The sequence below is a fragment of the Microbacterium sp. Bi128 genome (assembly GCF_918698205.1).
Map to the genome: position 1 here is coordinate 1 of NZ_CAKKMM010000553.1, position 3,147 is coordinate 3,147.

Below are 3,147 nucleotides of genomic sequence, written 5' to 3' on the forward strand. Positions count from 1 at the left end.
GAACTGGCCACGGCCCTGCTGCTGGCCGCAGATCAGGACATGTACCGGGTCAAGACGGAAATGCGCGGGGCCGTGGGCGCCGGTTGATCCGCGGGCTTAAACGCCAAACGACGACGGCGGGACGCGGGTCCCGCCGTCGTCGTTTGGCTTTGCTGCCTGGAACCCGGGCTTTAGGCGCCGTGGTTCAGGCTGAGGGTGAAGGTGTTCGGGCCGCTGGCGTGGACCGCGATGTTGCTCTTGGCGGTGTTGTGGCGCTCGGAGAGCTCGTGGACCAGCGCGTCCAGCTCGTGGTGCATGGTGGAGCGGTCCCAGAGCTTGTGGGTTACAGAGTTGGCAGTTTCAAACGTCATTGTTCAGTGCTTCCATTTCATGAATCCGGATGTCCGGCTGCCGCACCGATGCGGAGCCGCCGTAGGGGCCAAACCAGGAACGCCTGAGACCGTGGGCAGCTCTGCGAGCTCACCGGTTTGGCCTCATTGCGTCCACCAGGATGGGTGCCCGGCGTTTACTGCGGACGCGGAACGTCGCAGAAATTCGTCAGGCTGCACCGGCAGGAACGTCGCAGTCCCCGCCTTGCCTTTCCATAGTGCACAGCGCCGCGCGGGAGGCTCAAGCCAGATGGCGAAATTTGCGCGTGAGACTCATCACAGCCGCTGTGCCGGAACGTGGACGGCGACGACGGCACCCGAGTCCGGCGCAGACGGTTCAGTGCGGTCTAGGGTCGGGACCGCTTCGACCGAAAATGCGGAGGGTGGATGTGCATGCGGCTCAGCCCCCGGGCGGGGGCCGGAGAGACCGGCACCGGTCCGCCGGGCTCCGGTCCCGCTGCGGCAGCGGCCCGTCCGTAGCGGGCAGCCAACGGTGCGGCGCTGAAGCCGTGGGCCAGGACGCTGAGCAGTACGGTGGCGGCAATGACGGCCACAGCCTGATCGGACAATGGTCCAAGGGCTTCCAGCGCCAGCAGCGCGAACACGAGCGACGCCAGTCCGCGCGGGCCGAACCAGCCCACGAACAGGACGGTTTTCCGGTCGAGGCCGGCGCCAATTGAGGCCAGCGCCACCGGCAGCATCCGCACCACCGTGAGGCTGAGCACGGCATACGCGATGGTCAGGGGGAGGGAGTGCTCCAGCATGATCGGCACGGTGATGGCTCCGAAGGCCAGCCACACGAGCAGGGACACCAGGCCGCTCATCTGCTCAACGAAAGCCAGTTCGGCCGGCCCCCGTTCCCCGGCGCAGGTGCCGAACGCCAGCCCGGCGCAGAACGCGGCGACGAAGCCGTTGCCGCCCACCGCGAGTGCGGCGCTGTAGGAGAGCAGGCTCAGGGCCAGGACGCCGATGCCGGCGAAATCCTCGGTTGCGGTCCCGCGCCGGCGGGCCAGCTGGAGCAGCCACCCTCCCGCGGCGCCGGCCGCTGCGCCGACACCGGCGCCGATGAGCAGCTCCATGGCCGCGCTGCCTGGGCCTTCGGCGCTCTCCAGGCCTGCTGCGGCGGCCGCGCCGGCGATGGCGAGCATGACGACCGGGGTGGCGATGCCGTCGTTGAGGCCGCTTTCGACCGTGATCAGCTGGCGGATCCGCGACGGCACCGCCGGATTCGTCACCACGGGTATTCCGAGTGCGGCGTCGGTAGGGGCAAGCGCAGCACCGACGAGGAGGGCCAGCCAGAACCCGAACTGGGGAAAGAACCAAGCGGCCAGGGCCCACCCGAACACAATCGTCAGCGGCAGACCGACTCCCAGCAGCCGCACGTAGCGGCTCACGTCTTGGCGCAATTGCTGGAGCGGCAAGCGGGCGGCGTCGGAGAAGAGCACCCACACCAGGGTGACCTCGACAACCGGGGTGATACTCGCCAAGGGCGACGGGCCACTAACCAGCCCGGACCAGGCCAGGGCTGCGCCGACAGCGGTGAACACAATAGGAGCGGTCAGGTCCGCCTGCTGCAGCCGCGCCGACACCAGCGCCCACGCGAACAGGAGGGCGGTGATGAGGACAATGACCGTCAGCTCCATGGCGGATCGGCGCCCGTTTCCGTGGGCGCAGCGTGAGGGCGGCCCGATTCCAGCAGCCGGATGGGTCCGCCCACAGGGATCACGCTCCCTCCGCCGATTGCACCAAACGTTCCCCTGCAGTTCAGTGAATCCGCCGGCCCGGGACCGCGCCAGAGAACTAAGCCCTGTCCTTTGGGTCGAGGCGCCCAATGGCGCCCGCAAGCGGACTAAGTGTGCTCGCGGGCCGCCCGCGGGGCCGCGACCGAGCCGCGGCGGATCAGTGCGGCCGTGAATGTCGGTGCGGCCGCCGGTGCCTTGCGGCCTTCGATCTGCCGGATCAGGGCTGACGCGGCTGCTACGCCCATGTCGTAGACAGGCTGGGCGATAACCGTGAGCGGGGGCGTGGTCAGGCGCGTCCAGGCGAAGTCGTCATACATGAGGAAGGAGACATCACCCGGAATGGAGAGGCCGAGCTCGTGGATCGCTTCCACCACGCTGAGGCCGATCAGCCCGTCGGAGGCGATGATCGCCGTCGCCGGGTCAGGGCGCTGCACCAGCTCGCGGGTGATCTTCTTGATGGACTCGTCGTCGCCGGCGTTGAGGCGGATCAGATCGACGGGCAGGTCCAGCCCCGCCTCCTCGAATGCGCGTTTCATGCCGTCGCGCCGGTCCGAGATCTGGGACGAGTCCAGCTGCATGCCGTCGTGGTACGGCCCGGCTGTTTTCAGCGTGGAGACGAAGGCGATCCTCCGGTGGCCGGACTTGAGCAAATAGCTGGTGGATTCATGGGAGATGTCCTCCATGTCCACCGCCACGGTGTCGACGTCGAGCCCTGGCGCCTTGCGGTCCAAAAGGACCAGCGGACGGCCGGATTCGTAAACGCGCCGTAAATGTTGCGTTTCCACGGAAGACGCGGGTGCCACGATCAGGCCGTCAACGCGCTTGTCGAGGAGCACCCTGACGGCGTCGATTTCCGCCTCGGTATCCTCGTCCGTATTGATCAGGATGACATTGAATCCACTCCGCTTGGCGGTATCCGTAATGCCCCGCGTGGCCAGGCCGAAATGGGGGTTTTCGATGTCGCCGACCACCACCCCGATGGTGTGCGATTTCCCGGTGTTCATGCTGCGGGCGAGCTCGTTGGGCCGGTACTCCAG

General features: G+C 67.6%; 3 protein-coding genes. All 3 read right to left on the minus strand.

All coding sequences use genetic code 11. The features are described from left to right. Positions 1 to 170 precede the first annotated feature (170 nt). The gene (locus LQV45_RS22765) at positions 171 to 350 is read right to left on the minus strand and encodes a hypothetical protein (protein ID WP_018775517.1); all 180 of its coding nucleotides are present in this window, start codon (positions 348 to 350) and stop codon (positions 171 to 173) included. A 365-nt stretch (positions 351 to 715) separates the two neighbouring features. Then, on the minus strand, positions 716 to 2,011 hold the full coding sequence (locus LQV45_RS22770; protein ID WP_230008941.1) for a sodium:proton antiporter: 1,296 nt from the start codon (positions 2,009 to 2,011) through the stop codon (positions 716 to 718). Positions 2,012 to 2,217: 206 nt separating this feature from the next. Beyond that, positions 2,218 to 3,147, minus strand: a 930-nt coding sequence (locus tag LQV45_RS22775; protein WP_230008942.1) for a LacI family DNA-binding transcriptional regulator, incomplete at its 5' end; no start/stop codon positions are given.

Bases quoted from the DNA above. Each gene is read 5' to 3' on its own strand.
- LQV45_RS22765 (WP_018775517.1), bottom strand. From the start codon at position 350: ATGACGTTTGAAACTGCCAACTCTGTAACCCACAAGCTCTGGGACCGC.
- LQV45_RS22770 (WP_230008941.1), bottom strand. From the start codon at position 2,011: ATGGAGCTGACGGTCATTGTCCTCATCACCGCCCTCCTGTTCGCGTGG.